Annotated in this window: 22 protein-coding genes and 1 tRNA gene; 12 read left to right on the plus strand and 11 right to left on the minus strand. The window is 66.0% G+C overall.

The genetic code is table 11. The features are described from left to right. Positions 1-70 precede the first annotated feature (70 nt). Together AC3WLD_RS13655 and AC3WLD_RS13660 are read left to right on the plus strand one after the other, a co-directional pair. Positions 71-2,740, plus strand: a complete 2,670-nt coding sequence (locus AC3WLD_RS13655) for a valine--tRNA ligase (protein ID WP_492557517.1) — start codon at positions 71-73, stop codon at positions 2,738-2,740. Positions 2,741-2,906: 166 nt separating this feature from the next. Continuing rightward, on the plus strand, positions 2,907-3,650 hold the full coding sequence (locus AC3WLD_RS13660) for a 7-carboxy-7-deazaguanine synthase QueE (protein WP_492557518.1): 744 nt from the start codon (positions 2,907-2,909) through the stop codon (positions 3,648-3,650). A 114-nt stretch (positions 3,651-3,764) separates the two neighbouring features. Here the strand turns inward: AC3WLD_RS13660 and ssb are convergent, their stop codons facing one another. From ssb to AC3WLD_RS13685, 5 genes are all read right to left on the minus strand, one after another. Next, positions 3,765-4,292 (minus strand): single-stranded DNA-binding protein, encoded by a 528-nt coding sequence (gene ssb / locus AC3WLD_RS13665; RefSeq protein WP_492557519.1) that lies wholly within the window; start codon positions 4,290-4,292, stop codon positions 3,765-3,767. Positions 4,293-4,317: 25 nt separating this feature from the next. Next, entirely contained in the window at positions 4,318-6,174 is a 1,857-nt protein-coding gene (feoB, locus tag AC3WLD_RS13670) for a ferrous iron transporter B (protein ID WP_492557520.1), read from the minus strand. After that, positions 6,171-6,425, minus strand: a complete 255-nt coding sequence (locus AC3WLD_RS13675; RefSeq protein WP_492557521.1) for a FeoA family protein — start codon at positions 6,423-6,425, stop codon at positions 6,171-6,173. The genes feoB and AC3WLD_RS13675 overlap by 4 nt, the downstream gene beginning before the upstream one ends. Before the next feature lie 132 nt (positions 6,426-6,557). Continuing rightward, positions 6,558-7,208: a COQ9 family protein gene (locus AC3WLD_RS13680; RefSeq protein WP_492557522.1), complete on the minus strand. Its 651-nt coding sequence runs from the start codon at positions 7,206-7,208 to the stop codon at positions 6,558-6,560. Positions 7,209-7,220: 12 nt separating this feature from the next. Then, positions 7,221-7,850 (minus strand): ankyrin repeat domain-containing protein, encoded by a 630-nt coding sequence (locus AC3WLD_RS13685; RefSeq protein WP_492557523.1) that lies wholly within the window; start codon positions 7,848-7,850, stop codon positions 7,221-7,223. Between the two features lie 67 nt (positions 7,851-7,917). Between AC3WLD_RS13685 and AC3WLD_RS13690 the strand changes: the two genes are divergently transcribed. Genes AC3WLD_RS13690 through AC3WLD_RS13715 form a run of 6 tightly spaced genes read left to right on the plus strand, consistent with a single transcriptional unit; the run spans position 7,918 to position 11,772 of the window. Then, complete coding sequence (locus AC3WLD_RS13690) at positions 7,918-8,526, plus strand: SCO family protein (RefSeq protein WP_492557524.1); 609 nt, start codon at positions 7,918-7,920, stop codon at positions 8,524-8,526. Continuing rightward, on the plus strand, positions 8,514-8,954 hold the full coding sequence (locus tag AC3WLD_RS13695) for a YcgN family cysteine cluster protein (RefSeq protein ID WP_492557525.1): 441 nt from the start codon (positions 8,514-8,516) through the stop codon (positions 8,952-8,954). Before AC3WLD_RS13690 ends, AC3WLD_RS13695 begins: the two co-directional genes overlap by 13 nt. Continuing rightward, positions 8,951-9,691 (plus strand): M48 family metallopeptidase, encoded by a 741-nt coding sequence (locus tag AC3WLD_RS13700; protein WP_492557526.1) that lies wholly within the window; start codon positions 8,951-8,953, stop codon positions 9,689-9,691. The genes AC3WLD_RS13695 and AC3WLD_RS13700 overlap by 4 nt, the downstream gene beginning before the upstream one ends. Positions 9,692-9,733: 42 nt before the next feature. Then, complete coding sequence (locus tag AC3WLD_RS13705) at positions 9,734-10,180, plus strand: hypothetical protein (protein WP_492557527.1); 447 nt, start codon at positions 9,734-9,736, stop codon at positions 10,178-10,180. Continuing rightward, complete coding sequence (gene ribD, locus AC3WLD_RS13710; RefSeq protein WP_492557528.1) at positions 10,161-11,144, plus strand: bifunctional diaminohydroxyphosphoribosylaminopyrimidine deaminase/5-amino-6-(5-phosphoribosylamino)uracil reductase RibD; 984 nt, start codon at positions 10,161-10,163, stop codon at positions 11,142-11,144. The genes AC3WLD_RS13705 and ribD overlap by 20 nt, the downstream gene beginning before the upstream one ends. A gap of 7 nt (positions 11,145-11,151) precedes the next feature. After that, positions 11,152-11,772, plus strand: coding sequence for a riboflavin synthase (locus AC3WLD_RS13715; protein WP_492557529.1), 621 nt, complete (start codon positions 11,152-11,154; stop codon positions 11,770-11,772). Between the two features lie 139 nt (positions 11,773-11,911). Here AC3WLD_RS13715 and AC3WLD_RS13720 read toward each other — a convergent pair whose 3' ends face one another. From AC3WLD_RS13720 to AC3WLD_RS13730, 3 genes are all read right to left on the minus strand, one after another. Further along, positions 11,912-13,096 (minus strand): amino acid aminotransferase, encoded by a 1,185-nt coding sequence (locus tag AC3WLD_RS13720; protein ID WP_492557530.1) that lies wholly within the window; start codon positions 13,094-13,096, stop codon positions 11,912-11,914. A gap of 164 nt (positions 13,097-13,260) precedes the next feature. Next, a complete protein-coding gene (locus AC3WLD_RS13725; protein ID WP_492557531.1) occupies positions 13,261-15,963 on the minus strand; it encodes an autotransporter family protein in 2,703 nt (900 codons plus the stop codon). A gap of 213 nt (positions 15,964-16,176) precedes the next feature. Beyond that, positions 16,177-16,923 carry a DUF1134 domain-containing protein gene (locus AC3WLD_RS13730; protein WP_492557532.1) on the minus strand — a complete coding sequence of 249 codons (747 nt, stop codon included), beginning with the start codon at positions 16,921-16,923 and terminating at the stop codon, positions 16,177-16,179. A gap of 234 nt (positions 16,924-17,157) precedes the next feature. Between AC3WLD_RS13730 and AC3WLD_RS13735 the strand changes: the two genes are divergently transcribed. Together AC3WLD_RS13735 and AC3WLD_RS13740 are read left to right on the plus strand one after the other, a co-directional pair. Continuing rightward, positions 17,158-17,250 (plus strand) — tRNA-Ser (locus AC3WLD_RS13735). A gap of 165 nt (positions 17,251-17,415) precedes the next feature. Next, on the plus strand, positions 17,416-18,606 hold the full coding sequence (locus AC3WLD_RS13740) for a tyrosine-type recombinase/integrase (RefSeq protein WP_492557533.1): 1,191 nt from the start codon (positions 17,416-17,418) through the stop codon (positions 18,604-18,606). Positions 18,607-19,236: 630 nt separating this feature from the next. On the opposite strand, the gene AC3WLD_RS13745 is transcribed toward AC3WLD_RS13740, so the two are convergent. From AC3WLD_RS13745 to AC3WLD_RS13755, 3 genes are read right to left on the minus strand one after another with little or no spacing between them, the layout of a single operon-like run. Beyond that, positions 19,237-19,941, minus strand: a complete 705-nt coding sequence (locus AC3WLD_RS13745; RefSeq protein ID WP_492557534.1) for an isochorismatase family protein — start codon at positions 19,939-19,941, stop codon at positions 19,237-19,239. A gap of 25 nt (positions 19,942-19,966) precedes the next feature. Further along, positions 19,967-20,449 carry a DNA starvation/stationary phase protection protein Dps gene (gene dps / locus AC3WLD_RS13750; RefSeq protein WP_492557535.1) on the minus strand — a complete coding sequence of 161 codons (483 nt, stop codon included), beginning with the start codon at positions 20,447-20,449 and terminating at the stop codon, positions 19,967-19,969. A 4-nt stretch (positions 20,450-20,453) separates the two neighbouring features. Then, positions 20,454-21,284 carry an alpha/beta fold hydrolase gene (locus AC3WLD_RS13755; protein WP_492557536.1) on the minus strand — a complete coding sequence of 277 codons (831 nt, stop codon included), beginning with the start codon at positions 21,282-21,284 and terminating at the stop codon, positions 20,454-20,456. A 349-nt stretch (positions 21,285-21,633) separates the two neighbouring features. On the opposite strand from AC3WLD_RS13755, the gene AC3WLD_RS13760 reads away from it, so the two are divergent. Both AC3WLD_RS13760 and AC3WLD_RS13765 read left to right on the plus strand, forming a co-directional pair. Next, positions 21,634-22,248, plus strand: a complete 615-nt coding sequence (locus AC3WLD_RS13760) for a response regulator (protein WP_492557537.1) — start codon at positions 21,634-21,636, stop codon at positions 22,246-22,248. A gap of 16 nt (positions 22,249-22,264) precedes the next feature. Beyond that, positions 22,265-24,720, plus strand: a 2,456-nt coding sequence (locus AC3WLD_RS13765) for a ligand-binding sensor domain-containing protein (RefSeq protein WP_492557538.1), incomplete at its 3' end; no start/stop codon positions are given.

A 24,720-nucleotide genomic window follows, 5' to 3' on the forward strand; every position in this document is an offset into this window, starting at 1 on the left:
ACATCGACGAAGCGCGCCCGGCACCCTCGAGCCTTGCTCCGCGGGCGCGGCGCTGGCAAAGCGCCGCCCCATGAGCGAGCTTGCCAAGACTTTCGAACCCGCCTCGATCGAGGCGCGGTGGTACGACCACTGGGAAACGAACGGCCTGTTCCGGCCCGAGCGGCCCGACGCGGCGCCCTTCACCATCGTCAACCCCCCGCCGAACGTCACCGGCTCGCTGCATATTGGCCATGCCCTGGACAACACCTTGCAGGACATTGTGATCCGGTACGAGCGGCTGCGCGGCAAGGATGCGTTGTGGGTGGTCGGCACCGATCACGCCGGGATCGCCACGCAGATGGTGGTCGAGCGGCAGATGGAGGCCCGCCAGGACAAGCGCACGAACTACACCCGCGAGCAATTCGTCGATAAGGTGTGGGACTGGAAGCACGAAAGCGGCGGCACCATCACCCGCCAGCTGCGCCGGCTCGGCTGCTCGATGGACTGGTCGAGAGAGCAGTTCACGATGGACCCGCACTTCACCCGCGCGGTGGTGAAGGTCTTCGTCGACCTCTACAACAAGGGCCTGATCTACCGCGACAAGCGGCTGGTGAACTGGGACCCCAAGCTCAAGACCGCGATCTCCGACCTCGAGGTGGAGACCCGCGAGGTCCAGGGCGGCTTCTGGCACTTCCGTTACCCGCTGGCGGACGGCGTGAAGCTCGATAACGGCGCCGACCACATCGTGGTGGCGACGACCCGGCCCGAAACGATGCTCGCCGACATGGCGGTGGCGGTGAACGCCGACGATCCGCGCTACCAGAGCGTGATCGGCAAGGAGATCCTTCAGCCGCTGACGGGCCGCCGCTTCCGGATCGTGGCCGACGAGCACGCCGATCCGGAGCTGGGTTCGGGCGCGGTGAAGATCACCCCCGGGCATGATTTCAACGACTTCGAGGTGGGCAAGCGCGCCGCAATCAGGGCGGCGGATATGCTCAACATGTTCGATGCCGAGGCCAACGTCGTCCAGACCGCCGACGGGCTGGTGCCGGCCGAGTTCATCGGCATGGAGCGGTTCGAGGCCCGCAAGCTGGTGGTCCAGCGGATGAAACAGGCGGGCTTCCTTGTCCCGCACGTCGACAAGGACGGCAACGAACACGACGCCGAACCGCGCACGATTGCGACCCCGTTCGGCGACCGCGGCGGCGTGGTCATCGAGCCGTGGCTGACCGACCAGTGGTACGTCGACGCCGAAAAGCTCGCGGTCGGGCCGATGGAAGCAGTCCGCTCCGGCGCGGTCGAGATCGTGCCGAAGACCTGGGAAAAGACCTTCTTCAACTGGATGGAGAATATCCAGCCGTGGTGCGTGAGCCGCCAGTTGTGGTGGGGGCACCGGATCCCGGCGTGGTACGCCGAAGACGGCTCGGTCTTCGTCGCCGAGACCGAGGAAGAGGCGCAGTCGCTCGCCGGCAACAAGGCGCTGACCCGCGACGAGGACGTCCTCGACACCTGGTTCTCCTCCGCGCTCTGGCCGTTCGCCACGCTGGGGTGGCCGGAGCAGACTGACCTCCTCGCCAAGCACTTCCCCAACGACCTGCTGATCTCGGGCTTCGACATCCTGTTCTTCTGGGACGCGCGGATGATGATGATGGGCCGGGCGATGACCGGGCAGAACCCGTGGAAGCGGCTCTACCTCCATGGGCTGGTGCGCGCCGCGGACGGGCAGAAGATGTCCAAGTCCAAGGGCAACGTGGTCGACCCGCTGGGCCTGATCGACCAGTACGGGGCCGATGCGCTGCGCTTCTTCATGGCGGCGATGGAAAGCCAGGGCCGCGACGTGAAGATGGACGAGCGCCGGGTCGAGGGCTACCGCAATTTTGCGACAAAGCTCTGGAATGCCGCGCGTTTCTGCCAGTCGAACGGCATCGGCGCGAGCGGGTCGCTGGTGGCACCTAACGCGACATTGGCGGTCAACAAGTGGATCATCGGCGAGGTCGTCGATACCGTGGCCACGCTCGACCAGGCGATGGCCGACCTGCGCTTCGATGCCGCTGCGAACGCCATCTACCACTTCGTCTGGGACCAGTTCTGCGACTGGTACATCGAACTGATCAAGGGCAGCTTCGACGACGAGACCAAGGCTGTCGCCGGCTGGGTGCTCGACCAGATCCTCGTCATGCTCCACCCGTTCATGCCGTTCGTGACCGAGGAGCTGTGGCATGCACTTGGGAACCGGCCTTATGATCTGATCGTGGCGCAGTGGCCCGCTCCTGAGGCCGCCGTGGACGCGGCAGCGAAGCGCGAGGTCGAGTGGCTGATCAGCCTCGTCTCGACGCTGCGCACCGCCAAGAACGAACTCGGCATTGCCCCGGGGGCGAAGCTCGACGCCTTCCTGCCGGACCCGAGCGCGCAGACCCGGGCGATCATCGAAGCCAACCCGGCGGCAATCGAACGCCTGGCGCGCCTGAGCGCCATCCGCTTCGAGGCGGCACCCGCATGCGCGGCGATGCAGGTGGGTGCGGGCGATGCCAACATCGTCATCCCGCTCGAAGGCGTGATCGACATCGCCGCCGAGAGGGCCCGCCTCGAAAAGGCGCTCGCCGCCTCGCAGAAGGAGGCGAAGTCGCTCGAAGGGCGGCTGTCCAACGCTGCGTTCGTCGAGAAGGCCAAACCCGAAGCAGTCGACAAGGCCCGCGCCGACCACGCCCACCACGCCGCGGAGGCGGAGCGCCTGGCCGCGGCGCTGGCGCGGCTGGGGTGAGCTTGGAACTCGCTGATCCTCCCCGGCACGGGGAGGGGGACGACCCTCAGGGTAGTGGAGGGGCACACGCAGTGAACGGGTGCTCTCGGCGAGGTTCAGGTTCACGACGGGTGCCCCTCCACCATGCTTCGCATGGTCCCCCTCCCCGTGCCGGGGAGAATCTTTCATGCTGACCCTCGCAGTCACCACCCCCGGCGAACCGGAAATTTTCGCCTCGCTCCAAGGCGAAGGCCCCTCGCTCGGCCGGCCCTCGATCTTCGTGCGGCTGTCGCGCTGCAACCTCGCCTGCCACTGGTGCGATACCGCCTACACCTGGCGCTTCACCGGCGACAACCGGCCGCACCGCGACGACCTGGCGTTCGAGCGCGGCGCGAACCAGATGTCGCTCGACGAGGCCGAGGTGGCGCAGCGCATCCTCGCCTTTCCGCAGGACCGGCTGGTCATCACCGGCGGCGAGCCCCTGCTGCAAGGCGCGGCGCTGGCGCGGCTGGTCGCGGCGCTGAAAGAGGCGCGGCCCGGCCTCCATGTCGAGATCGAGACCAACGGCACGGTCGAACCGCACGCCGCGCTGGACGGGCTGGTCGATCAGTACAACGTCAGCCCCAAGCTCGCCCATTCGGGCAACCCCGCCGAGCTGGCCTTGCTGCCCGAACGGCTGGCCGCCTGCGCCGCCGACCGCCGCGCCTTCTTCAAGTTCGTGATCGCGTCACCGGCCGATCTCGCCGAGGTCGACGCCTTGCAGCAGCGCTACGCCATCCCCGGCGAGCGGCTCTACCTGATGCCGGAAGGGACGGATTCGGTGACGCTGCGCGAACGCGCGCGCTGGCTGTCGGAGGCCTGCATGGACCGCAGCTGGCGCTTCACGGACCGGCTGCACATCCACCTGTACGGGGACACGCGGGGCACTTGAGGGTCGATCGGGCCCACCCCTAACCCTCCCGCATGCGGGAGGGGGACTGGTAGCGCTGAATCTCCCACTCCCGCTTGCGGGAGGGGGTCGGGGGGTGGGCCTACCCCCAATCCATCAGAACGGAATGTCGTCGTCGAGGTCGTCGTAGCCGCCGGCCGCACCGCCGCCGCCGCCCTGGTTCCAGCCGCCGCCGGACTGGCCGCCCGCAGCGCCGCCCGAACGCGCGCCGCCGCCCGAGGAACCACCCTCGTTCCAGCCGCCGCCGCCCCGGCTACCACCGCCGCCGCCGCTCGCGCCGTCGAGCATGGTCAGCACGCCGCCCATGCCGCCGACCGAGATCTCGGTCGTGTAGCGGTCGTTGCCCGACTGGTCCTGCCACTTGCGGGTGCGCAGCTGGCCTTCGATGTAGACCTTGCTGCCCTTCTTCAGGAACCGCTCGGCCACGCCGACGAGACCGTCGGACTGGAGCACGACCGAGTGCCACTCGGTCCGTTCCTTCTTCTCGCCGGTCTGGCGGTCCTTCCAGCTTTCCGACGTGGCGATGCGCAGGTTGGCGATGCGCCCGCCGTTCTGGAAGCTCTTGATTTCGGGGTCCTGCCCCAGGTTCCCTACCAGGATGACCTTGTTGACGCTGCCTGCCATGTTCCTCGCGTATCCCTGACTGGACCTAAAGGCCCAGCGCAACCGCGGACCAGTAGGTGATTCCCGCGAAGATGTAGGCCAGCGCGAACAGGTAGGCCAACATGAACCCGGGCCATTTCCACCCATTTGTTTCGCGCCGGGCCACCGCGATCGTCGAAAGGCACTGCGGCGCGAACACGAACCATGCGAGGAACGCGAGTGCCATCGGCAGGGTCCAGCGCGACTTGAGCTGGTCGCCGAGCGCCTGCGCGGCGGCGTCCTCGTCGTCGCCGGCGCTGACCGCATAGGTCGTCGCCAGCGAGCTCACCGCCACCTCGCGGGCGGCCATCGCCGGGACCAGCGCGAGCGCCATGTCGCGGTTGAAGCCGATCGGTTCGACCACCACGGCAAGCGCCCCCGCGATGTGCCCGGCGGCCGAGGCATCGACCTGGTTCTCCCCTTCCCCGGCGCGCGGGAAGTTGAGCAGGATCCACAGCACGACGGTGACGGTGAAGATCATCGTCCCCGCGCGGCGCAGGAAGATCCACGCCCGCTGGAACAGCCCCAATGCGAGGTCCTTGACCGTGGGCAGCTGGTACTTCGGCAGCTCCATGATGAAGCCGCTGGCCGCCCCTTTCGTGACCGAGCGGCGCAGCACCAGCGCGACCGCCATCGCGCCGACGACCCCTGCCAGGTAAAGCGCGAACAGCACCAGCCCCTGCAGCCCGACACCCGGCAGGACGCGGTTGTTCGGGATGAACGCGGCGATGATTACCGCATAGACAGGAAGCCGCGCCGAACAGGTCATCAGCGGGGCAATCAGGATCGTGGTCAGGCGGTCCTTGGGGTCGGCGATGCTGCGCGTCGCCATGATCCCGGGGATGGCGCAGGCGAAGCTCGAGAGCAGCGGGATGAAGCTGCGACCCGAGAGGCCGACGCCGGCCATCATCCGGTCCATCAGGAAGGCGGCGCGGGCCATGTAGCCGGTCGCCTCCATCGTCAGGATGAAGAAGAACAGGATCAGGATCTGCGGCAGGAACACCACGACGGAGCCGACACCGGCGATGATGCCGTCGGTCACGAGATCGCGCAGCAGGCTGGGCGGAACGTTGGCCTTGACCAGTTCGCCAAGGCCGCTGACCGCACCGTCGAGCGCATCGGCGAACGGGGTGGCGCCGCTGAACACCGCCTGGAACATCACGAACAGCAGCGCGAGCAGGATCGGAAAGCCGAGCCAGGGATGGAGCAGCACCCGGTCCATCCGCGCATGGAGGCGGTGGCGGCGGGTCTCGGAGAGAATCGCGCCCCGCGCCATCTCGTGCGCCAGCATCCGCCGTTCGGGCAGGGTCACGTGCTGGCCGGGCTGGTCATGCTCGGCGTTCGCCCGGTCGCGCGCCTCGGCGATCGCGGCGGCAAGTTCGGGAAGCCCGCGGCGGCGCACGGCGACGGTCGGGATGACCGGCACGCCGAGCGCGGCCTGCAGCGCTGCAGGGTCGAGCGTCAGCCCGTCGCGCTCGGCGAGATCGACCATGTTGAGCGCGACCACCGTCGGCCGGCCCAGCTCGAGCACTTCCTGCGCGAACACCAGGTGCTGCTCGAGATTGGAGGAATCGAGGACGATGATCAGCACGTCGGGCCGGGCCTGGCCCTCCTGCTCGCCCATGATGACCCGCCGGGTCACCTCTTCGTCCGGGCTGGTCGCGGCGAACCCGTAGGACCCTGGGAGGTCGACCAGTTCGACCGGCTCGCCGCTGGGGAGCAGCAGGCGCCCGGCCTTCCGTTCGACGGTGACGCCGGGATAGTTGGCGATTTTCTGGCGCGCGCCGGTCAGCGCGTTGAACAGCGCGCTCTTGCCCGCATTGGGATTGCCGACCAGCGCGGCGACGGTGGGGCCTCGGCTCATGCCGGTTCGGCCGCCAGCGCTTCGACGGTCATTGCCCGGGCGTGGATCCGGCGCAGGGCTACAGTCATGCGGCCGACCTCGACCGCGAGCGGATCTGACCCGCCGAACACGCCGCGATAGGCGAGGCCGACCCGCGCGCCCTCGTCGATGCCTAGCGCACGCAGGCGCTGCGCCTCTTCCGGCACGAGCATGGCCCAGTCGATCGCGGTGATTCGCGCCGGTTGGCCAAGGGGAAGCTGGTCGAGCGTCACGCGGGCCGCGCTGCCACAGCGCGCTGCCTTTTGCAATCCATTCGCAATAGAGCACCTTCCCCAACTGTTTTGCGAACGATTGGCGTTTGCGAATGGGGCGCGCCTTGACCGCGATCAAATCCGGCGCGGTTTTCAGACCGCGGGGTAGCGCAGCCGTCCGAGGAGCCGAGTGGGGCTGAAGCGTTCGTCGGTCGGCTTGAAGATTCGCGCCTTGGCCTTCTCGAAGCGCATCACGTCGCCGATCCGCCGGTCGAGGAACGCGCGGGTCTCGGCAAAGCCCTCGCTCTGGTCTTCGGCGTAGACGGCGAGCGTCGCGGCATAGATCGCGCCGAGGGTCATGCGCTTGGTATAGTGGTTGTAATCGGTCGCCTTGTCACCGGCGAGCCGCCACATCGAGTCGGCGCTGCGCCAGCCGAGCCGGGTCGCGGCGAGCACGTTGGCCGGCCGCGCCATCACGACTTGCGCCCGCCGCAGCGCCTCGCGCGTGGTGACGATCGCATCGAGCCGGAACTGGACGAGCGTGCGGATGCGCTCGCGGATCGGCAGCGCCGCGAGCATCTCCGGCGAAAGCCCCTCGACCATCGCGGCATCGACGCTGGCCGCCCAGGCCTCGATCATCTGCATCGCCCCGCCGGAAAAGGCGAAGTGCGCCGCCGACCGGTCCACCCCGTTCGCGTCGGCGGCGGCGTCGACAGCGGCATCGCTCCATCCGTCGAACACCGCGGCTTCGGCCAGCGCCGGGGCGAGGCGGCGGCGCAGGTCGTCGAGCGAGGCATCGGTCACGGCAGACGCTCCTTAAGGGATGCTCGGTCCGAAGACCTTGCCTGCGGTCGCGGCCTTGGCCTTGGAGGCGTTCTCGATCTCGGTCAGGACCGGGCTGGAGCGACCTTCGAACTGGGCATAGTCGCGGGCCGAGCGGCCCGAGTTGTCGGCACGGTCGGGATTGGCCCCGGCCTTGAGCAGGACGCGGATCATCGCGACGTCCTTGCGGTGGACCGCGGAGATCAGCGGCGTTTCGCCGGTGTCGTTCGGGGTATCGACCTTCCCGCCCGCCGCGATCAGCGACTGCACGCCCTCGACGAAGCCCATGTTGGCGGCGAGCATCAGCGGGGTCACCCCGTGGACGTCAGCAATGTTGGGGTTGGCGCGGTTCTGGGTCAGGTACTGGATCCAGATGTTGTTGCGCTTGCGGACGAGGATGTGGAGCGCGGTCTCGCCGCTCGTCACGTCGCGGGTGTTCACGTTGATCGACGGATCCGACATCATGTCGATGACCTTCTGGCCATCGCTGTCGACCTTCTTCACCGCCTCGAGGAACTTGTAGCCGTCGGAAAACTGCGCCGCTGCCGGTCCGGCGACCAGTAACCCGCCCGACAGCGCGAGCGCTAGCGCCGCGACCCGCCAGCCCTTGATCAGACCGTTCACCTCATTTCCTCCTGTTGGACTGCCCCGTTTCCGAGCCAAGCCCTTGCAGTCGCCCGGTTAGCAGAGCATGAACCGCCGCGCCATGGCCCATCCCGCATTCCGCCTTTTCGGCGCCGCCTTCGCCCTCTCGCTCCTCTCCGCGTGCGGCTCCCAGCCGAGCGAGCCGCCGCCGCTCCAGGGGGCGAAGCTGGGCGGTGAGTTCAGCCTCGTCGACAAGACCGGCAAGCCGGTGAAGTTCAGCCAGTTCGCCGGCCAGTACCGGATCGTCTATTTCGGCTACACCTTCTGCCCGGACGTCTGCCCGCTCGACCTGCAGAAGATCATGCAGGGGCTGAAGCTGTTCGCGAAGGACCACGGCGACGCCGCGAAGAAGGTCCAGCCGCTGTTCATCACGGTCGATCCGGTGCGCGACACGCCCAAAGTGATCGGCGAATACACCGCCAACTTCGGCCCCGGCCTTATCGGCCTGACCGGGACGCCCGAACAGGTCGCCGCCGCGGAAAAGCTGTTCGCGGTCTATGCCCAGAAGCGCGACGGCACCTCGCCCGGCGCCTACCTGATGGACCACAGCCGTGCCGCCTATCTCATGGGCCCCGATGGTGAGCCGATCGCCCTCCTGCCCGCCGAACAGAGCCCGCAGGCAGTCGCCGCGGAATTGGCCAGATGGGTGAAGTAGAACGCTTCTGGGAGCGCCCGATCGAGACGCTCGACCGCGAGCAGTGGGAAGCGCTGTGCGACGGCTGCGGCCAGTGCTGCCTTCACAAGCTGGAGGACGAGGACACCGGCGAGATCGTCCGCACAAACGTCGCCTGCCGCCTGCTCGACCTGCGCACCGCGCGCTGCTCCGACTATCGCCACCGCCGGGCAATGGTGCCCGATTGCCTGCGGCTGACCCCGAAGCTGGCCGCGGAGATCGAGTGGCTGCCGGCAACCTGCGCCTATAAGCTGCGCGGGGACGGCAAGCCGCTGCCCGACTGGCACTATCTCGTCTGCGGTGACCGCGAGGCGGTTCACCGCGCCGGCATCTCGGTCGCGGGCCGCGCGGTGAGCGAAGTCCTCGCGGGGCCGCTGGAGGACCACATCGTCCCGGACGACTGGCCGTGATCGACTGGCTGCGGCGGACGCCGAAGGCCCCGGCCCAGCCCGCGCGCCGCACCGTGCGCGTCGGCGACGCCGAAATGCCGCTGGTCATCCGCCGCCTGCGCCAGGCCCGGCAGATGACGCTGCGGCTCTCGCCGGACGGGTCCGAGGTGCGAATCTCGATCCCCTCGTGGGGCCGGGTCGGCGACGCCGAGGCGTTCGCGCGGGAGCGCGCGCCCTGGCTGGCGCGCAGGCTCGCGGCGCGGCCAGACCCGGTCGTTATCGAACCCGGGGGACGCTTGCCGTACCGCGGCGAGCAGTTGCGCATCGACTGGTTCGAGGCGGCCCCCCGCCGGCCGGCGCTGGACGACGGCGCCGTGGTTGTAGGCGGCCCGCACGAGGGCCTCGCACCCCGGCTCCAGCGCTGGCTGGAGAAGGAAGCGCTGCGGCTGATGCAGGACGACCTCGCGTTCTATTGCGACCGAGCGGGCCAGCCGCCGCCGCGCCTTGCTCTCTCGCGCGCCCAGCGGAGATGGGGCAGCTGTTCGTCGAGCGGGGTGATCCGGATGAACTGGCGGCTGGTCATGGCCCCCGACTTCGTCCGCCGCTCGGTCGTCGCGCACGAGGTCGCGCATCTTGAGCACTTCGATCACAGTCCGGCCTTCCACGCCGCGCTGGATTCGATCTACGAAGGCCAGGTCGAGGAGGCGAACCGCTGGCTCAAGGCGCATGGGCGCGGGCTCTATCGCCTGTTCGGCTGAGCGGCACTGGCTTTCCCGGCCGGCAGGTCCTATCTCGCGCGCATGAGCTTCTGGAAAAACGTCTCCCCCCGGCGGGCGGTGAAGGACCTGCGCGAGCAGTTCATCCGTCCACAGCCGCACCGCTGGCGCTTCATCGCGCTGTCGGCGGCGGTGACCGGGTCGATCTTCCTCGTGATCTTCCAGCAGGGTGACCGCGGACCGCCGCGCCCGCCCGAAGTCATCTATTTCCCGAACCTGCTGCCCGGCCGGACCGATGCGGAAATCATCGCCGCCAACAAGCTCGCCACCGACGAGGCCAAGCGCCAGGAGGCCGAGGAAGAGGCCAGTCGCGAACGCATCCGCAAGATGTACAAGGCCGTCGGCGACGCCACCGGGGTCGATACCGACAAGGCTTACCAGGAAGGCACGGCCGAGATCGAAGCCGAGAAGCGCCGCCTCCAGCAAGAGCGCGAGGCGATCCTCAGGGACCATGTCGTCAAGCCGCAGTGACACCGACTGGCTGGCTGCCGCGGCGTCGCTGGCGGGCCGCGGTCGCCCGCTGAGCGCGCCCAATCCGGCGGTCGGCGCAGTCGTGGTGCGCGATGGCCGTGTCGTTGGCCGCGGCTGGACGCAGGCCGGCGGCAGGCCCCATGCCGAAGCGGTGGCGCTGGCCCAGGCGGGCGAACTCGCGCAAGGCGCGACGCTTTACGTCACCTTGGAACCCTGCGCGCATGCGAGCGAGCGCGGGCCGTCCTGCACGTTGCTGGTGCTGTCCTCCGGCCTGTCGCGGGTGGTGATCGGTTGCGAGGATCCCGATCCGCGCACGTCGGGCAGCGGCATCGCCGCGATCCGGGCCGCGGGGATCACCGCCGATCTCGTCGTCTCGCCAGCCGCCACGGCGTCGCTGGCCGGCTACCTTCTCCGCAGCCGCCACCAGCGGCCCTACACGACGCTCAAGCTCGCCACATCGCTCGACGGGCGGATTGCACTGCCCGACGGAACCAGCCGCTGGATCACCGGGCCTGAAGCACGCGCCCACGGCCACCTCGAACGTGCCCGCTCCGACGCGATCCTCGTCGGCGGAGAAACTCTCCGGACCGACGCACCGCGCCTCGACGTGCGCCTGCCCGGTCTCGAGCCGCGCAGTCCCCGGCGATTCGTGCTGACCCGGGACATCGCGCCCGAGGGGTGGACCGCGGTCGGCGATGTGGCCCGGCCCGGCGCATTCGGTGACGCGCAGTACCTGCTCGTCGAAGGCGGCGCCGGCGCGGCCGCCGCATTCCTCGCCGCCGACCGGGTCGATCGGCTCCTGCTCTACCGCGCCCCCATCGTCATCGGCGAAGGCCGGCCATGCATCGGCGACATCGGCCTCGGCTCGCTCGACGCGGCGCACGGGCGCTGGGCGCTGACCGACCGCCGACGCCTTGGCAGCGACACGCTCGACGTCTACGAGCGCATCCGCACGGAGGATTGAGGCAGCCATGTTTACCGGGATCGTCAGCGAAGTCGGCCGCATTGCCAGGATCGAGAACCGCGGCGACCTGCGCGTCACGGTCGCATGCGCGATGGACCCCGAAAAGATCGCGATCGGCGCGTCGATCGCCTGCTCGGGCGTCTGCCTGACGGTCGTCGATCGCGGCGGCGCGGCGGGCGACGCATGGTTCACCGTCGACGTTTCGGGCGAGACCGTCTCGCGCACCGCCCCGGCCCAGTGGACACAGGGCGCGGCGATCAACCTCGAACCGGCACTCAAGCTCGGCGACGAACTCGGCGGACACATCGTCACCGGCCACGTCGATGCGGTGGGCGAGATCGTCGGCATCTGCCCCGAAGGCGATTCGCGCCGTGTGGGCATCGCCGCTCCACCCGAACTGGCCCCCTTTATCGCGGCGAAGGGTTCGATCACCGTCGACGGCATCTCGCTGACCGTGAACGAGGTCGCCGACCAGAGCGACGGCACCGTCCACTTCACGCTCAACATCATCCCGCACACCGCCGAGGTCACGACAATCGGCAACCGCGCGCCGGGCGACAAGGTGAACCTCGAAATCGACGTTCTGGCCCGTTATCTCCAGCGCATGGAGAGCCTGCGGAAGGGCTGAGCCTCCTCCGTACCGAAGTACACCCCACCTCGAAACACTTGGCGTCCCCGCGCAGGCGGGAGCGCAGAGCGTGCTTCTCACACATTTCGCGAGAGCACTGAGTCCCCGCCTGCGCGGGGACTCATCCAAGTTTCAAGGATTAAAGCGACGTGCCCGCGACATCCGCCAACGCAGCGATGAACTGGTCGATGTTGGCCGTGGTCAGTCCGGCGACATTGATCCGGCCCGACCCGGCCATGTAGATCCCGTGCTTCTCGCGCAGGGCCAGAATCTGCTCGCCGCTGAGCGCCAGCACCGAGAACAGCCCGTTCTGCTTGCCCACGGCGGCGAGGTCGAGTGAGCCGACCTTGCCGGCGGAAGCCAGCTTCTCGCGCACCTGGCGCATGCGCGCGCGCATCGTGTCGAGCTCGTCGAGCCACTGCGCGGTCAGTGTTTCGTCGGCAAGGATCAGGCGCACCGCAGCGGCGCCGTGGTCGGGCGGCATGGACCACGAAGCGCGGGCGATCGCGGCGCCGTTCGACATCGCTCGGGCGAGGTCGTCCTCCGTCCGGGTCATCGCATAAAGCGCGCCGACGCGGTCGCGGTACATCCCGAAGTTCTTGTCGCAGGAATAGGCGATCAGCGCCTCGGGCACTGCGGCCAGCACCTTGCGCAGGCCATAGGCGTCGGCTTCCATGCCGTCGCCAAGGCCCTGGTAGGCCAGGTCGAGGATCGGCAGGATGCCCTTGTCCGCGACCAGTGCGGCGATCTCGTCCCACTGCGGGTTGGTGTAATCGACGCCGGTGGGGTTGTGGCAGCATCCGTGGAGCAGCACCGCGTCGGTCGCGGCATCAGCCTCGGCCAGCGCAGCCTTCAGCGCGTCAAGGTCGGCCGTGCCATCGGTCGTCACGTGACCAAAGGTCTTGAGCTCGAGGCCCACAGCAGCGACGATCTGCGCGTGGTTCGGCCAGCTCGGCGTGCCCATCCACACCCGCTTGATCCCCGAACGCTTGGCCAGTTCGATCGCGAGGCGCACGCCTCCAGTGCCACCAGGGGCCTGCATCCCTTCGATATGGCGGTCCTTGAAGCCATCACCGAAGACATAGGGCATCAGCGCATGGACGAACGCCATGTCGCCCTCGGGGCCGAGGTAGGCCTTCGAATCCTGCTCCGCGAGGAGCTTCTGCTCGGCCGCCTTGATCGCGCCGAACACCGGGGTGTCGCCCTGTCCGGTGCGATAGACACCCACGCCGAGGTCGATCTTGTCGGCGCGCGGATCGGCGTTGTGGAGCTTGATCAGCGCAAGAAGCGCGTCGGCGGGCTGCTGGGCGAGGTTTTCGAGCATGGTTCGGGTCCGGGGAGAAACGATTGGCAAGCGCGGCGCGCCTTAGGCCCGGCTGGCACCAGCGGCAAGGCCGCTTCGCGTAATTTTAATGACGTCCATGCGTTTCGGGGGGCGGGCACCGTCCCGCCCGTCCCCCGCCCCGGTTTGCGACCCGAGGATACGGTCTAGAACGCGACCGCCAGTCCGATCGTCCCGCGATCCACCTTGTAGTTGCCGGTGTCGCGGACGCCGCGATACTCAAGCCGCGCTTTCACGCCCGGCGCCACCGTCGCGGTCAACCCTGCGCCGAACTCGAAGGCATCGTCCTTGATCCCGACGCTCGACGCCTGCCAGCTCGCCGCGCCCAGAGACACCCCGCGCCGCGCAGTCGGATAGCCCGACAGCGTGTGCAGCCAGTTGGCCGTGACATCGGCTTTGACCGCACCGATGCCGACCTCGAGATCCGCTCCGAGCTTGCCCTGAGTGGTATCCCAGGTTTCCTTCGGCAGCTTGAGCGCCAGGTTCGGATCGGCGTTCACCTCGTTTACCGCGTCGGCGGTGACGTGCGAATACGATACCCCGACCACCGGCTTGAGCACGGCGTTCTTGCCGACCGGAAGTGAAGTCCGCGCCTCAAGCGCGAGGTCGGTGCTGGAAATGCCGTAGCTCGCGGTCGAAAGCGACCGCCCGGTGGTCAGATCGGTTGAACGCCTGGCATCGACGTCGTCGTGGCTGTACCCGCCATAAGCGCTGAGCGTGACCGGCCCGAGCGCGTGCGAGGCGTAGCCGAACAGCGAGTAGCCTTTGAGCTCGCTGCGGTACCCAATTGCGCTCTTCAGCGTCGATTCCGAATAGCGTCCGCCAAAGCCGATGCGGGTCGTTTCCGAGTTGAGGGCATGAAGACCGGCAATGAAGCCGTGTCGCGTGGTCTCGAACCCTTCCGCGGTCGCATCGTCGCCATAGCTGGCCTCTTCGTGGAAGAGCCGCGTCCAAAGCGCCGGGTGGTTGCGCTGGTCGGTGCAAGCCCGCTCCTTCTTGTCGCCGGTCCTATCCGCCGTATCGCAGGGCGATGCATAGGTGGCGGCGGCATCGAGCGCGCTATCCACGCTCGACCGCGCTTCGGCCAGCGCGGCCTGTTCGGCGAAGACGTGGTTCTCGCCCGAAAGCTGCTGGAGCGCGTTCTGGTAGCCGGCGGCGTTGAAGCCATAGAGCTGGTTGAACAGCGACTGCAGCGCCCCTGCGCGCGTTCCCGCGGCTGGCCGTACCGCGTCGAGCCCGGTCGCAGCAGCCACGCCATTGAGCTTCCAGCCATTCCCCAGGCCGAGCGCCCGGAGGCTGGCCGGTGTGACCACGAGCTGGACGTTCTTCGGGTTGTAGAACACGTCGAACCGGGTGTTCGCGGCGAGCCCGGTCGGCTGTGCCACGCTGGCGAACTGGCCGGTGACGCTGTCCGCCGTGACGACCGTGAAGGTGTCGCCAAGGACCGGTGTAAACGTGTTCGTCGCCGGCGCGGCGATCCCGCGCAATTGCGGTGCAATTGTCCCGCCCGCCGCGAAGCCGCCGGCGGTCACGACCAGACGGTCATACGTGCCCGAACCTCCGGCGTTCGAGTAAGCCCGCCCGTCGATGTCCAGCGCGAATGTCGAACCGCTCCCGAGCGAGACATTGCCGCCGACGACGTCGAGCGTACCAACGCCGCTGCCGGGCGCGAGCCGCCCGCCGCTTCCGACGATGAGATTGGCGACGACATTGCCGGTCCCCTGCAGCGTACCGGCACCGTTCACGCGCACGTTCATCGCCGAAAGCGTACCTGGCAGGTCCAGGACGCCGTTGTCGACGATGAAGTCGGCATCCAGCGTGGTCATGGACGAAAGCGTGAGCTTGCCGAGGCCCGTCTTGGTCAGGCTGCCGCCGGCGGTTCCGGTTACGTCGCTGCTGATTTCGAGATCCGAGCCGTTGGTATCGATCGTGCCACCTTGGCTTTGCACGCTGAGCGCGACATTGACCGGACCGCTTCCGTCGCCTTGCAAGACCCCGCCGACGAAGTTGGGATTGACCGACCCGGCGAGCAGCTGGCTCACCGTGTAAGGTCCGTTGAGGTCGATATCCGGATTTCCGCCGATCGGGATCAGGATGAGCGCGCCCTTGGTCAGGCCGGTCGCCGGATCGAAGGTGACGTCAGGATTGTTGAGCGGGATCGCGTTGCCGAAGCCGTCGACATAGACGTACCCGGCGTGCCCGCCGTAAAGGCAGTCCACCGCCAGGAACAGCAGCTGGTAATCGTGGCCCGAGGTCACGTCGATGTCTTCGACCTTCCAGTCGGTGGTTACGAACTGCGCCGCCGACCGGAAAATCGTCGTGTTCTGCGCCGTGAACGCGCTGTAGCCTATGTTGGTGACGATGCTGTTGGTGGTGAGATCGACCACCTTGATCAGGAACGACGGGCTGTCGGTGGCCCCGTGCGACGGCTCGAGGACCGCGTTCCACGCATAATAGATCTTGTTGCCGCTGTAGTTCGTCACCGTCTGCTGGAGCGCGGTGATATCGTTACCGCCGCTCGCATCGTTCAGCCGCAGCGCGTAGTTGCCGGCAAAGACGGTAGGCGTGCCCGTATAGGGATCGGTCGATCCCGCAGTCATGATCGTCGCGAGGTTGGCCGGGCCGCTGTATTCCGACGGATTGGGAGGATAGGCGCCCGATCCCCAATACCCGCCATTGGTGGTCCAGCCGGTCGTATCGCCGGTCTCAAATCCTGGGTTGTTGATTGACTGCGCGAATGACGGAGCCGCGGCGACCGTCGCCAGCAGCATTCCCGTGAGCGCGGCGCGGCGCACGACTTGCCCGCTCGCAGAAGCGCCCCCGCGCTTCGCGGCCTTTACGATCCTCATTTTGAATGTCCTCCACTTTCCAGACCAAGGAAGACAATTCACGCCTCCACGTGTTGCCGAGGGCAACGACCCTGTTCTTGGCGTCAATTGCTACCGTATTTCTACGGAGTCATTTCGAGCGGAGTCTTTGACTTAACGCAATCTGCCGCCATTCCTGAGGAAGGCGGCAGCATGGGCCCGAAGGCCCAGGGTGTGAGGGATCGAACTACGCGTTCAGAAGGGAAGCCACTTCTGCTTGTGGGAGAACTTCATGTAGCCGGCGTTCACCCCAAGCCGTAGTCCTGCGCCAACCCGGATCGGGATCAGCACGACATCGCCCTTGCGCAGGTAGCTCGCGTTGAACCCGCCGAGCAGATAGGCCTGCCCTTCCGCGGCGCCGAAGCGCTTGTAGAGGTCCTCGGTGTCATAGAGGTTGTAGACGAGGACGAAGGTGTTGCCCGCGTTCGCGCCGACGTCGAGGCCGAGCGACGGGCCCGTCCAGTACACCGGCTTCTGCCCCTCGACCTTGTGGAACAGCGTGCCCGAACCATAGCGCACGCCGAACACGAATGCCCCGCCGCCCTCGCGGCCGACGATGTAGCCGTTGGGCTCGCCCTGTTTCTTGAGCAGGTCCTTGATCATCATCGCCAGGCCCTGCGCGCCCTTGCCGAAAACGCCCTCGGCCGCACCAATCAGGTCGTCTTCCTTGTAGGTTCCGCCTTCCGCGGATGCGGTCGAAGCCTCGGCGGCCGGGCTGGCGGGCCCGCCAGCGGCATCAATCGCAGGCTGTGCAGCCGGATCGGCGTTGACGGGCGCCGCAACCTGCGCTTCGGACCCGACAGGCGTGGCTGCCGGCGGGGCAGTGTAGGCCGCATTGGGATCGACGCTTTCGACCTGCGCCAGCGCCGGTCCGGCGGAAACGCCGGACAGGGCGAAGGACAATGCGGTTACCAGGGCAACGGCGCGGCGAGTGATGGTCATGGCGATTCCCGTCCAGCTTCGGCGCGGCCCCCGCAGCGCCAGGTCCTCATGATCCCCAAGCAGAATCGACCTTTCGCGGCGCGGCAATGAACCGGCGATGAGCCGAGTCCAATTTGCGACGGTCCGCAGTTGCCACGCCCTCCACGCCGACCCGGATAGACGCAAAAATGCCGCACCAGACCGCTTGCCCCCTCCCAAACCCCTCGCTATAGCGCCCGCTCGCCGCTGCGATCCGGAGACGTGGGTGAGTGGCTGAAACCAACGGTTTGCTAAACCGTCGTACTGGTAAATCCGGTACCGAGGGTTCGAATCCCTCCGTCTCCGCCATCTATATCATCCCAGGAAAGCCCGATTGATCCCGGAAAGACGCAGAATTCAGCGGATTTTCGGCCTTGATCACGCTTTCTTTGTTCTTATATTGTTCTCAATGATCTCCTCAAATCCGCGCTGGAGTGTGGGGGTGATTGTGGGGGCGGAACAGGATGGATGGTCATGGGCCGGCTCACGACACTGCAGATTCGAAACCTCAAGGAACCCGGGCGTTACAACGATGGCGAGGGTCTGTTCCTGGAACTGACAAGACAGAACAAAGGCAACTGGCAGCTCCGCGCTACTGTGAACGGCAGGCGACGTGACATTGGCTTGGGTTCACTGGCGATGGTGTCCCTGAAGGAAGCGCGCGATGCGGCCTTCGAACTGCGCCGCGATATCCAGCGCGGGATCGATCCGGTGGCGGAGCGCAAGCGGCGCAGGCTGGAGATCCTGAACTTCAAGGCCGCCGCGCTGCGCGTCCATGCCGAGCAGAAGGCAAGCTGGAAGAACGGCAAGCACCAGGACCAGTGGATCACCACGCTGGAGAACTATGCCTTCCCGCTGCTGAGCAATCGCCTGGTCACCGACATCGAAGGCCCGATGATCCGCGAGGTGCTGCTACCGATCTGGTTGACGAAGCCGGAGACCGCCCGGCGGGTCAAGCAGCGGATAGGGGTGGTGCTGGATTGGGCCTATGCCAATGGCATGCGCCCCACCGAAGCGCCGATGCGTTCGGTCAACCGGGTGTTGCCGAGGCAGCCCAAGAAGAAGGACGGTCACTTGGCGGCCATGCCTTATGATGCGGTGCCGACATTTCTAGCCCACTTGCATGCCCGACTGAGCGCACCACGATTGGCACTGGAGTTCCTGATCCTGACAGCTGCGCGGTCAGGCGAAGTTCGCGGTGCTAAGTGGAATGAGATCGATCTGGAGACCAAGTTGTGGACCATTCCAGCCTCCCGAATGAAGGTGGGGAAGGAACATGTCGTTCCCCTTTCCGATGCCGCGATCGACGTTTTGGAGCGCGCCAGGCAATTCGACGTCCCGTGCAGTAATCTGCTCTTCCCGGGACGCGATGTGCGCCGTCCGCTGTCCGACATGACCCTGCTCAAGATCCTGCGCTACGCGGAATTGCCATACACGGTTCACGGGTTCCGCTCGGCCTTTCGCGACTGGGCCGCGGAACAGACCAGCTACCCCGGTGAGGTCGCGGAAGCGGCCCTCGCGCACACTGTCGCCAACAAGGTCGAGGCAGCCTACCGTCGCACCAACTACCTCGACAAGCGCCGCGACATGATGGCCGATTGGGGGGTGTACTGTTTCCAATCAGCGCATGACACGACCCGATCCGACTCATCAAACAGGACTTAACTAGCGAAGGATTGGCAAAGGATTTGTCCGCAAGAAGCTTTCCAGTTTGCAGATTGCAGATCGTGACCAAATTGATCAAAGATTCATATTTATATCAATCGTTTATCGAATTCAGTCTTGCGAATTCAAAGTGCACTTTGCTTTCAAATCACTTTGACACCAGGGTCGAAATTGGCCGTAAATCGCTACAAACAAATAACTATTCCTAGCAGTGCCACTGCGTACGGTGTGCTTGTAATCCAACTGCTCATGCTGTTCCGATGTGCCTCTGTGATACCCACGCAGAAATGAATTCATTGCCCGTTGAGGCTTCAGCCGTTCGGCGCCTGAGGAATGCCTGGTTCTGCTAACAAAGCTGCCGATGGCGTTGCCATGCTGACCCACCGAAGCTGCCATCTGTTCAGTTAGCCAATGCGTCTGGCTGGCATCTGCCTTTTAAATTGGCAACTGAAACAGGACTTCCATTTCGTGCTGAAAGCTCAAGGTGATAACACACGCCAACGTCACTCTCCCGATCATCGCCGAGGATGATTTGAATCGCGATGGGAATGCAGGCTGACTTGCCTCCAAGCGGCGATTGCATGACTTCCCCGGACCTTGGGTTCTCTGCCGCAGGATCACTTGGAAGCTTTATTTCGACACGCCTCGAACTGACATCAAAGCCACTTCGCGTGGCCTGTTTGTGGATCGGCGTGCAAAAAGGACCCCGTTAGCGGGGTGATCGGCGTCTAAAAGGGACCCCTCATTTCGATGGTTTAAGCAGCCGGCTGGATTTTCAGGCGGCGAGATCGGGATGTTGATTTTGGAGACAGTGGTTCGGATTCGGCGCGAGTATGCCGGCGGCAAGGCGATCAAGGCGATCGCGCGGGATTTGCATGTGTCGCGGAAGGTGATCCGCACTTCGAGCGAGGTGCCGCCCGAGGCATCGGTGACGAAGTAGATCTCGAACCCTTCCTCAATTGCGGAGAGCGTCGGGTAGAGCAGGCAGGCCTCGGTCCACAGTGCGGCGAGAACGAGCTTCCTCTTCCCGCTGGCCTTGACCTGCGCGACGAGCTCATCGGAATCCCACGAATTCATCGAAGTGCGCTCGATCGGCTTCTGCTGCACCACGTCGAGCAATTCGGGCCAGATGTAACCGGAGAAGGATTCGGTCTCGACCGCGGTCAGGATGATCGGCACGTTGAACAGCTTGGCGGCCTTGGCCAGCGCCACGGTGTTGTTCTTGAGCATTTGCCGGTCGATGCTGGTGACGCCGAACGCCATCTGTGGCTGGTGGTCGATGAAGATGAACAGCGTGTCGTCTGCATTGATCAGCTTCTGGGATCGGAAAGACATGGGTTTGCTCCTTGGGAGTGAGGGGTCAGTGGGCCTGCAGATGCGCTTCGAGGAACCAGAGCTGCTTGTCGGTCTCGCGCGAGACCTGGGTGAACAGGTCCGCGGTATCGGCATCGCCGATCACGCCCGCCTGATCGATCGCCTCGCGCACGGCTTTGCCGAACGCGCTCAGGCTGGCCGAAAGCGCCTTGAGGTGCGCCTCGCCGCCCGTGGCTTCGAGCGGATAACCGTAGAGGGAGGTTGCCGAAGCGGTGGTCGTCACCCGCCCGTCGGCAACATGGCCCAGCGCGGTGATGCGTTCGGCGAGGAGATCGACGAACTGCTCGATCTCGTCGTGGACGGCGTCGAACAACTGGTGAAGCTGCAGGAAGTGCGGGCCCTTGACGTTCCAGTGCGCCTGCTTGGCCTGTGCCTCAAGGTCGAGAGCGTCGGACAGGCGGGCCTGCAGCAATCCGCAGGCCTGCTTGCGCACGTGGTCCGAAAGGTCGATGCGGCTGGTGTAGCTCATCGCATCAGGCCTTGATGAAGGCGAGCAGGTCGGCGTTGATAACGTCCGGGTGGGTCGAAGCCATCCCGTGCGGCAGGCCCGGATAAGTCTTGAGCGTGCCCTTCTTCACCAGCTTGATCGCAAGATGCGCGGAATCCGCGATCGGCACGATCTGGTCGTCCTCACCGTGCATGATCAGCACGGGGACGTCGATCTTCTTCAGGTCCTCGGTGAAGTCGGTTTCCGAGAAGGCCTTGATGCAATCATAGTGCGCCTTGGCGCCGCCCATCATGCCTTGCCGCCACCAGTTCTGGATCAGGCCCTGGCTGACTTTCGCGCCGGGACGGTTGAAACCGAAGAACGGCCCGGTCGGCACATCGAGGAAGAACTGGGCGCGGTTGGCAACCAGCGCGGCACGGAAGCCGTCGAACACTTCGATCGGCAAGCCGCCGGGGTTTGCGGGGGTCTTCAGCATGATCGGCGGGACCGCACCAATCAGCACGGCCTTGGCGACTCTGCCCGGACGGGCACGGGCAGCGTAATGCGCTACCTCGCCACCGCCGGTCGAGTGGCCCACGTGCACCGCACCGCGCAGGTCAAGGTGATCGGTCAGCGCCCCAACATCGGCGGCATAGGTGTCCATCTCGTTGCCAGTATCGGTCTGCGTCGATCGCCCATGTCCGCGCCTATCGTGCGCGATCACGCGGTAGCCGGCCTGGAGGAAGAACATCATCTGGTTGTCCCAGTCGTCCGCCGTCAGCGGCCAGCCATGATGGAACATGATGGCCGGCGAGTCCTTCGGCCCCCAGTCCTTGTAAAAGATCTGGGTGCCGTCCTTGGTTGTGATCGTAGCCATCCTGCGTTCTCCTGAAGCGGGGGTATTCTTGGAAAGGGCCCGCGAAGGCATGGCGGCCAGCGCGGCCGCGAAAGATCCCGCGGCCAGAAAGTCGCGCCGTTCCAGTGCGATGCGCGGATGCGTCGCGTCGTGGGCCATGTCATCTCCCCTTGCTGTGGCAAAAGGATGATCCGAATCGGACCTTCACGATACACCCGGTCGGGGGAACCTCGGGCCCGCTTTCGAGTGGCTGTAAGCCCCCACCGTTTCGTGGTATTCTCCGCGGCGTGGCAAGCAGTTGCCCGGCCTGGACAGGCAGCGGGCAGCATCGATCGAGGACGACATTGCAATGCCGGCGGGGAACGCTGACGTGATCCGCATTCTCGTCGCGGACGATCACCCCATCCTGCGAGAAGGGGTCAGTGCGATCATCTCCCTCCAAAAGGACATGGAAGTCGCGGGAGAGGCCGCAACCGGCGTCCAAGCTGTCGAGCTCTACGAAGCGCTCCGCCCAGATGTCGTCCTGATGGATCTGCGCATGCCCGAGATGACCGGTGTCGAGGCGATCGAAAAAATCAGGACGGTACATCCCGAGGCTCGCGTCATCGTGCTCACCACCTATTCGGGTGACGCCAAGGCGCTCGAAGCGATGCGCGCAGGTGCATGCGGCTTCCTGCTCAAGTCCAGCCTGCGCCGTGAACTGCTAGATGCGATTCGCGCCGTCCATCGCGGCCAGCGCCACCTTCACCCCGACGTCGCGCAGGATATCGCGCTCCACGCCATCGAGGAATCGCTGTCCACGCGCGAGGTTGAAGTGCTCCAGATGATCGCCGGCGGTCACTCGAACAAGCAGGTGGCCTGGAAGCTCGGCGTGGCGGAGGAGACGATCAAGTCCAACATCAAGAGCATCTTTGCCAAGCTTCGCGTCAACGACCGCACCCACGCCGTGACGACCGCAGCCAAGCGGGGCATCATTGAACTTTGAGCGCAAACGCGCAGTGATGGCGCGGCTGATCGCCGTTGCACTCGCGGCTGCGACCATAGGCACAGCCTCCCCCGCAGCGCCGCCCGGCACAGGTCGGCAAGAGGAACTTTCCGGCCTGAATGTAAGGCACTGGTCGATCGAGGAAGGTGCGCCGAGCCGGATTAACGCATTTGCCCAGACGCCCGATGGCTTTCTGTGGATCGGCGGCGTCGACGGCCTGGTGCGTTTTGACGGACTGACTTTCGAGCACATCGCCCCCTCCCCTTCACACCCGGGCAGCATGGTAGTGGCGAGGCTGCTCGTGGCACGCGACGGCACGCTCTGGATCGGCCTTGCCCGGAAGAAGGGCCTGCTGCTCTGGCGCAAGGGGCGGCTTGAACATGCCCGAATGCCCAACCCGTCGCGCGAGGTGAACGACATCGCACAGGGTCCTGATGGTGCCATCTGGGTCACGCGCGGCGGGAGGCCGGAGCGCTCTCTGGCTCGCTTTGCCAATGGCCGGTGGACCGAGGTCGACACCTCGTCTGGCCTGCCGCTCGAGCCGGTGTGGAGCCCGCTCTTTGCGCAGGACGGGTCACTCTGGCTGACCACGGAGCGCGGTGTCTATCGCCTGCGGCCAGGCGCACCCCGTTTCGAGAGCACGGGCATCGCAACCGTTGCCCGCGCCACAATGGCACAGGCCGCAGACGGCACGATCTGGCTTTCCGAAAGAGACCAGACCCGTCCGATCGCCAGAGGTCCAACGCTCCTGCGCGGACAGCCTGGCTTTCGCACTCCATTTGCCATCCGCACCCTGTTTGACCGGCACGGCGCTTTCTGGGGGGCAACCTGGAGCGACGGCGCCTTCCGTGTCGACCATCTCGAGCCCGGTCAGCCCGTCACATTGCAGCGACTGGACACCGGGAATGGCTTGCTGGCGAACCCGGTGCGCGCCCTGTTCGAAGACAGGGAAGGCAACATCTGGATCGGCGGAGAGAGGGGTCTGAACATGCTCCGCCGGGTGCCCATTGCCCCGGTTGCGGGTTTGCCATCCGACCCCGCAACAAACCACATGCTGGCCGTCGACCGGGATGGGGTGGTTTACATCGCCGATGACCACGCGCTGCTGTGGGTTCGTCCACAGACTAAGCCCCAAAGCCTTGCCCAACCCGCGCGAGTGATCGAGGCGATCTGCGCCGCGCGGGATGGCGGTGTGTGGCTGATCGACAGGGACAAAGCATTCCTGCTGCAAGACGCGAAGGTGACCGTGCGTGTTCCGTTGCCAGGTACCTTCGCTGCCAATTCCTGCGCCGAGGACAAGGCCGGCCGCTTGTGGTTGCCCGCCCTTCAGAATGGACTGTGGATGGTCGAGCAAAACCGCGCACAGCTCTTCACGGGCACCGCTGGCGCAGCTTTCCTGCCGGGCAATGTGATCGCTCTTACCGACGGCCGCGTCGCTGTTCATTTTCGCGGACGGGCACCGCAGGCCGCCAACTTGCCGTTCGTCGCGATTGCCGATGGTCCCGAGGCCAGTGAAGGCATCGAGGGCCTGCTGCCGCTGGACGACCAGCTGCTGACCAGCAGGAGTTCCGGACTTTATCCGCCGTTCGCCCGAAACCGGCAAGCATTGCCTGTCGATCGCTACCCGTGGGCTGGAGCGCTCAATGGCTGGGTTCAGACCGCGAGCGGCGATACATGGGGGATCGGCGATCTGGGACTGGTCCGTCTGCGCACTTCCGAATTGCGCCGTGCCCTAGCGCATCCCGACGTCCACATTCCCTATCGCGTGTTCAACTTTCGCGATGGCCTTTCGAGCTTCGTCCAGAAATCGTCCGGCCCCCAGATTGTCGCCGGTGGCGACGGTCGGATCTGGTTTGCCACGCGTGGCAACGTCTTAACCATCGATCCCAAGATGATCGGCCTCAATGACCGCCCGCCCGATGTGATCGTGCGCGGCATACGTACCGGTCCCGGCGTGACGTCCCCGAGCGGGGCAGAACTGCCAGCGGGCACCACGCATGTGGAAATCGATTACACCGCCACAAGCCTCTCCGTGCCCGAGCGCGTCCGCTTCCGATACCGGCTGGGTGGGCCTGAAGCGCCCTGGTTCGAAACCGCTTCGCGCTCCGTTGCGTTTGATGGTCTCTCTCCCGGCACCTATCGCTTCGAGCTGCTCGCCGCGAACGAAGACGGTGTCTGGAGCAATGTGCCAGTCGTCGCATTGTTCAGCATAGCCCATGCATTTCACCAGACTTGGTGGTTCCGGGTCGCCGCCGCTCTGGCGACGGCGGGCCTCCTGTATGGCGTTTACGAGCTGCGATTGCGGCAGGTTGCATCGCGCATCCGGAGCCGGATGATCGCCAGGACCAGCGAGCGGGAACGCATCGCCCGCGAATTGCACGACACGATGATTCAGTGTCAATCGGCGTGCAAACGGGACCCCCTATCGGCGCGCAAAAGGGACCCCCTTTCACGATGGCGCAAGGTTGATCG

It is taken from the genome of Novosphingobium sp. FW305-C-111 (assembly GCF_058783565.1).